Annotated in this window: 3 protein-coding genes and 1 pseudogene; all 4 read right to left on the reverse strand. The window is 66.0% G+C overall.

What is annotated here, in order from left to right:
* Positions 1-91 precede the first annotated feature (91 nt).
* A pseudogene (locus XCSCFBP4642_RS24310) lies at positions 92-1,228 on the reverse strand (IS5 family transposase); the annotation flags it as partial.
* Between the two features lie 94 nt (positions 1,229-1,322).
* Positions 1,323-4,790 carry a transcription-repair coupling factor gene (gene mfd / locus XCSCFBP4642_RS0107880; protein ID WP_029219308.1) on the reverse strand — a complete coding sequence of 1,156 codons (3,468 nt, stop codon included), beginning with the start codon at positions 4,788-4,790 and terminating at the stop codon, positions 1,323-1,325.
* A gap of 509 nt (positions 4,791-5,299) precedes the next feature.
* Positions 5,300-5,842 (reverse strand): GNAT family N-acetyltransferase, encoded by a 543-nt coding sequence (locus XCSCFBP4642_RS0107885; protein WP_029219309.1) that lies wholly within the window; start codon positions 5,840-5,842, stop codon positions 5,300-5,302.
* Between the two features lie 317 nt (positions 5,843-6,159).
* Positions 6,160-7,068: a 23S rRNA (adenine(2030)-N(6))-methyltransferase RlmJ gene (locus XCSCFBP4642_RS0107890; protein ID WP_029219310.1), complete on the reverse strand. Its 909-nt coding sequence runs from the start codon at positions 7,066-7,068 to the stop codon at positions 6,160-6,162.
* Positions 7,069-7,089: the final 21 nt, after the last annotated feature.

Consider the following 7,089-nt stretch of genomic DNA (forward strand, 5'->3'; position numbering starts at 1 on the left):
GCCGAAAACGGCAAAAAACCGGGGGTTTGAGCGCCCTCAGCGCGGCGGATGTGGCGTGTTTCGTTTTCCGGCTGCGTTGATCAGACCATCCTTTGATCCAGCTCCATTGTCGTCGTGTCAGCGTCTTGGCTTTGCCGCGATGCAGGATCTGCACACCCTCCACGTCGCGCGCGCAATACCCCAGGCCCACGATCGCCACCTGCGGGATCACATTCACATCCTGTAGCAACCCGCGCGCCTGTTCCAGTTGCTCGGCCAACGTATCGCCGTCGTAGGGATTACCGGGAAAACTACGCGCGCCCACGATCAAGCCCTTGCGCGCACTCACCGCAATGCCGATCTTGACACCAAATTCGTACGGGGCCTTTGCCTTGCCCTTGCTCATGCATTCCACTTCCGGCGCGTGCAAGGCGTAGAGTTTTTGTTTGTCCTTGGGGCGCTGTTTCAACAATCGTTGTGCGCGCTCCAACCAGACACCGATACGCTCACGCACCATGGGTTCCAGCTGGGCCAGCTTGCGTTGCAGATCGCGTAATACGCGTCCCAGGATCGTGTGCTGGCGTCGCAGCACCTTGCGCATGCGCTTGAACTGGCGCGCATGCGTATAGCGCCCGGCCTTGCGGCTCAACGCTGGACCTTGACGCGCATAGCTCTGTCGCAGTGCGATGCCGTGGCGCTTGGCCAGCAGCACCAGCTTCTTGCGCGCGACTTCACACAAACGGCTGTCGGTGGGATGGGCGATCGCTTTTTCCTGCACGGTAGTGTCCACGATCACCCGCGACAACTCGGGTGCATCCACCGCCTTCATCGCGTGAGCGGTATTGATCGTGTGCGCCAACAGCTCTTCCATACCGGCTTCGCCCAGACGCTGCCGCCAACGTGTCAGGGAGCTGGGATCGCACGCCAAGCAGGTCTGGAACACCACCTCGCCGGTGAAGAACTGCCAGTACGGATTTTCCAGCCAGCGCTCGCACACCGCTTCAACGGACAGGTCGTAGGCGTGCTTGAGGTAGAGCAACCCGGCGATCAGACGCACCGGCAATGCGGGCCGACCGCCTGTGCCGATGGCGGCTGGCAACTGCGGCTACAGCGCCTGCTCCAACGCACTCCACGGCAGCCGATGGCTCAGCTGGACCAGTGGATGGCGCAAGTCGAGCCGGTTCTCCAGACGCGAACGAAACAGCTCATCGGCAGGCAATTGCTCGGCGGCAGGGCGGCGTGTACGCATGGGCGAAAACTGCCAGAAATCAGCACGTAGAGTAACGAAAACTGGCAATTCCAGTACACCAAAACCGCAGGTGAAGCCTTGCAATGGGGCTGTGTTACCCCGGTGCCAATGCCGCCAGCAGGCCGCGTGCCGCATTGAAACGGTCGGCGCCCTCGGGCAGCGGCAACTTGATGCGCAGTTTGTCCGGGCCATCCATGGTGTAGATCTTTGGTTGCTTCTGGATCATCTGGATGATGGTCATCGGGTCGATCGCCGGCTTGGCCTCGAACACCAGCCGCCCGCCGTTTTCGCCCAGATCCAGCTTGCGCACGCCCAGCGCGTTGGCTTGCAGCTTGAGCTCGGCAATGGCGAACAGGTGCTTGACCGGGTCCGGCAGCAGGCCGAAGCGGTCGATCATCTCGACCTGCAGTTCGCGCAAGGCCTCGGCATCGCGTGCGCTGGAAATGCGCTTGTACAGGGTCAGGCGGGTGTGCACGTCGGGCAGGTAATCCTCGGGAATCAGCGAGGGCACGTGCAGTTCCACCTCCGCACCGCGCACCTCCTCGCCGGCATCCAGGTCGGGCAGCTTGCCCTGGCGGATGCTGCGCACGGCGCGTTCCAGCAATTCGGTGTAGAGGCTGAAACCGACCTCGGCCATCTGCCCGCTCTGGTCTTCGCCCAGCAGTTCGCCGGCGCCGCGGATTTCCAGGTCGTGCGTGGCCAGGGTGAAACCGGCGCCCAGTTCGTCCATCGAGGCGATTGCCTCCAGGCGCTTTTCCGCGTCGGAGGTCATCGAGCGGCGGTCGGGCACTACCAGGTACGCGTAGGCGCGGTGATGCGAACGGCCCACGCGGCCACGCAACTGATGCAGCTGCGCCAGGCCGAAGCGGTCGGCGCGGTTGATGATGATGGTATTGGCGTTGGGAATGTCGATGCCCGATTCGATGATCGTGGTCGACAGCAGCACGTTGAAGCGCTGTTTCTGAAAGTCCAGCATCACCCGTTCCAGCTCGCGCTCGGGCATCTGCCCATGCGCGATGCCGATGCGCGCCTCCGGCACCAGTTCCGAGAGATCGCGCTGCATGCGCACGATGCTTTCCACATCGTTGTGCAGGAAGTACAGCTGGCCGCCGCGACTGAGTTCGCGCTGGAATGCTTCGCGCAGCAAGATGTTGTCCCAGGCGGTGATGAAGGTCTGCACCGCCAGGCGGTTCGGCGGCGGGGTGGCGATGATGGACAGATCGCGCAGCCCGGCCATGGCCATGTTGAGCGTGCGCGGGATCGGCGTGGCGGTGAGCGTGAGCAGGTGCACGTTGGCGCGCATCGCCTTGAGCGCTTCCTTCTGCCGCACACCGAAGCGTTGCTCTTCGTCGACGACGACCAGCCCGAGATCCTTGAACTTCACGTCCGGCTGCAGCAGCCGGTGCGTGCCGATGATCACGTCGATGTCGCCGCTGGCGACCTTCTCCAGTTCGGCCTTGATCTCCTTGGTGCTCTTGAAGCGCGAGAGCACTTCCACCTTCATCGGGTAATCGGCGAAACGGTCGCGGAAATTGCGGTAGTGCTGTTCGGCCAACAGCGTGGTGGGGACCAGCACGGCAACCTGCTTGCCGGCGCTGGCTGCCGCGAACGCCGCGCGCACCGCGACCTCGGTCTTGCCGAAGCCCACGTCGCCGCAGACCACCCGGTCCATCGGCTGGCTGCTGGCCAAATCGCGCAGGGTCGCATCGATGGCGGCCAGCTGGTCGCCGGTTTCCTCGAACGGGAATCCGGCGGCAAACGGTTCGTACATCGCACGATCCACCTGCAGCGCCAGGCCGGCGCGCGCACGGCGACGTGCCTGGATCTCCAGCAGTTCGGCCGCGACATCGCGCACCTTTTCTGCGGCCTTGCGCTTGGCACGGGTCCATTGTTCGCCGCCCAGCGAATGCAACGGCGCGGTCTCGGCCGAGGCACCCGAGTAACGGCTGATCAGGTGCAGCTGCGCCACCGGCACATACAGCCGGTCGCCCTTGGCGTATTCGATTTCCAGGAACTCGCCGGGCATGCCGCCGGCATCGAGCACGATCAGGCCGCGGTAACGGCCCACGCCGTGATCCTCGTGCACGATCGGCGCGCCTTCGGACAGCTCACCCAGATCGCGAATGATCGCTTCCGGCTCGCGTCCCACCCGGCGCGTACGGCGCGGCTGGTTGGCCCGCTCGGGAAACAGCTGGCGCTCGGTGAGCACCGCGATCTGCGGGTCATTCAGCGCAAACCCATCTTCCAATGGTGCCACGGTAATGCCGAAACGCAGCGTGGCCGCGGCCAGGAACGCAGGCAGGTCGGCGACCACTTCCGGCTTGAGCGGTGCGGCGGCCAATACTTCCATCAAGGCCTCGCGACGGCCGGCCGAATCGGCGGCCACCAGCACGCGGCCCGGGTAATGGCCCAGGAAGGACGCCAGCGCCTGCCCGGCGGGTGCGTCCTTGGCGGCCACCGGCAGCGGCGGCAACGGTTGGTCGCCGAGCGCGGCGGCGTCCTCAATGCGCGGGTGATCGGCTGGCCACACTTCGATGCGGGCCAGCTTGTTGAGCCGCTCGCGCAGCGCATCGGGCGACTGATACAGCTCGTCCGGCGGCAACAGCGGCCGCTCCACATCGTGGCGGCGCTGTTCGTAGCGGTGTTGCGCCTGGGTCCAGAACGCATTGGCGGCGTTGGAGACGCCGGTGGCGATCAGCGGCAGCACGCGCGCGTCCAGATAATCGAACAGCGTGGCTGTCTTGCTGAAGAACATCGGCAGGTAATACTCGACGCCAGAGGGCGCGATGCCGGATTTCAGGTCCTGATACAGCGCGCTACGGCGGGTATCCACGTCGAAACGTTCGCGCAGGCAGGCCAGCACGCGGTCGATGCTGGCATCGTCCATCGGCACTTCGCGGCCGGGCAGCATCTTCACCGCGTCCACCTTGTCCAGCGAGCGCTGCGACTCGGGGTCGAAGGCACGGATGGAATCGATGTCCTCGTCCAGCAGCTCCACCCGCAGCGGCGTGTCCGCGCCCATCGGGAACACATCCAGCAGGCCGCCGCGCACTGCAAAATCGCCCGGGTCCATCACCTGCGGGACGTTGCGGTAACCGGCGCTTTCCAGACGGCGCTTTTCCGCTTCCAGACCCAGCCGCTGGCCAACGGTGAGATCGAAGCTGCCGCCGACGATATAGCTCAGTGGCGCCAACTGCTGCAGCAATGTCTGCACCGGCACGATCACCACGCCGCGGCTCAGGCCGGGCAGGCGATGCAGCGCAGCCAGCCGCTGGCTGATGATCTCCGGGTGCGGGCTGAACTGGTCGTAGGGCAGGGTTTCCCAGTCGGGAAACGGCACCACCGGCAGCGACGAGGATTCACCCAGCAAGGCATGCAGATCGGACTCGATCTGGTGTGCGCTCTGGTTGTCGCGCGCGATCACCAACAGCGGCCCGGCGTGCGCCTCGGCAGCCCGGGCGATCGACCAGGCCAACGCAGTGGGAGACGACGGTGCGCGCCAATAGGCGCGGAGCTGGCCAGACTTGGGCAGCGGCGGAGAGGGGTAGGTAGGCGACGGCATCAGCCCGCGATTTTATCAGAGCCCCCGCAGTGCCCGGTCCATCTGGCGTGAAAGGTGGTTCGTACCGTGCATGCAGAACGGCGCTGCGGGGCTACAGCCCTTGCGAACTCGTGCAGCTGTCTTGTTGGCGGCTCTCTGTGGGGGCTGGAAAGTCCAAAGCCACGCTGGGCGAGTGCACGGTGCCCTCACCGCTTGCGGGACACGCCGTGAATCCGTCCGTGGAGGCTCGGTGGCGGCATCCATGCCGCCAACGGTCCGGCAAGCGGTCAGGGCACCGCGCCAGAGAGTTTGCTGGTGGTTTTATTGAAGGCTATGCACACCGACCGACTCGACTGGTCCTTGCCCGCTTATCGTCGCGGGACCTTGAGCGGCATGGATGCCGCGCCAGAGCTTACAAGGACGTACTTGCAGCGTGTCCCGCGATGGTGTCTGGGCAAGGGCCTTGCAGCTAAGCCGCAGATCGCCAGCTCTAAGCCGATTCCCAAATCCCGATTCCCGATTCCCGGCCCTCAAGCATCCAACTCCAGCACCATCCGCACCAACTCCGGCGACTCCGGATGCGCCTGCGGCTTGAAGCCCAGCGATTCGGCCAGCTGCAGCATCGGCACGTTGCTCTGCAGCACGTCGCCGAACAGGCAATCCAGGTATTTGCGCCGTGCCCACTTGACCAGCTTGCGCATCAGTTGCCGGCCCAGCCCCTGGCCGGCGACGAAGCTGCTGACCAGGATGGTGTACTCGGCCTGGCGGGTGCCCGGCACCAGCGCGGCGCGCGCCACCGCGCCCACCAGGGCTTCGCCCGGCGGCAGCTGTTCGGCGGCCACCAGCACGATTTCGCTCTTGGGGTTGGGATGGGTCAGGCGCTGCACCATCTCCGGGGTGATTTCGGCGGAGGAACGCACGAAGCGCGCGCGGATCTCCTCCGGCCCCAACAGGCTGAACGCGCCTTGCAGCGGCGGGCCGTCCTCGGGACGGATCGGGCGGAGCAACAGGGTGCGGCCATTGGGCAGGCTGAAGTTTTCATGCCAGGGAGGCATGCGATTGCGAATGGCCATGACCGGTATTCCTTAAAGATCGGAAGATTCTGGCACCAGCTCGGCGCGCAACCGTGAATGAATCCGGTGCGTCGCCAAGGGCCAACAGGGGGTGGCAGTGCTTCCCACGCAACTGTAACGAGCCGAGCCGTGAGCCAGTCGTGAGAGTGTCGGGACAACGCTGGCCCGGCGCGGTCAATCCACCTCCGGGCGGCGATGTGGCAACCGGACGACCGAGCGCGCCATCCCGGCGGCCGGGCAGTCAGTGCAGGACAGCCCGTTGCTGGCATGCAGCGAGTGCGCACCAGGGGCCTGGCGCGGTGACGGCCGGCGGCGGATCAGGCGTCCTGCCGCAGCCACTCCAGCCGGGTCGAGGCGCCGGGTTCGCCCAGGTGTTTCTTCAGCACCGGCAAGGCCGGCGCCAGCACCTGGTCGAACTGCCAGGGTGCGTTGACGATCAACAACCCGCTGCCGGTCAGGCGCAGCGGCGAGTCGTCCGGGCGCACCTGCAGCTCGGCGACCAGCACCGATTTGGCGGGCAGGGTGGCGGCCTTGCGCAGGAACGGCTGCAGGCTGCGGCGCAGCTTGATCGGGTACCACACCATGCAGATCGCCTGCGGCCAGCGCGCCAGGGCCTCGCGCACGCTATGGATGATCTGCGGGTATTCGGCATCCTGCACTTCGTAGGGCGGGTCGATCAGCACCAACCCGCGGCCGATCTTGGTGTCGCCCGCGCGCGGCGGCAGGAAGGCGCGGATCGCCGCATAGCCGTCGCCGGCGTGCACGCGCACGCGGCTGTCCCTGTCGAACAGGTGCTTCAGCGCCTGGGCCTCGTCCGGCTGCAGTTCGCAGAACGCCATGCGGTCCTGTTCGCGCAGCGCCTGGGCCGCCAGCAGCGGCGAGCCGGGGTAATGGTTGAGCTGGATGCCGGCAGTGGGGCGGGCCGGCTTCTGCCCGGGGGCGGCGGCGCGCACGGTGGGCTGGTTGTCGGCCTGCACTGCGCGCAGGTAGCGCTCGACCACCTCCGGCAAGGTGGATTCGGCCATTAACCGCATCACCCCTGCATCGGCTTCGCTGGTCTTGCGGCTTTCCTCGCCACCGAGCGGGTAGCGGCCGCGCCCGGCGTGGGTGTCGAGCACGAAGAACGGGGTGTCCTTGCGCTTGAGCGAGTCGATCAGCGCCAGCAAGGCGATGTGCTTGAGCACGTCGGCATGGTTGCCGGCATGGAAGGCGTGGCGATAGTTCATCGCGGCAGTGTAAGCGGGCGC

The organism is Xanthomonas cassavae CFBP 4642 (assembly GCF_000454545.1).
Classification (GTDB): Bacteria; Pseudomonadota; Gammaproteobacteria; order Xanthomonadales; family Xanthomonadaceae; genus Xanthomonas; species Xanthomonas cassavae.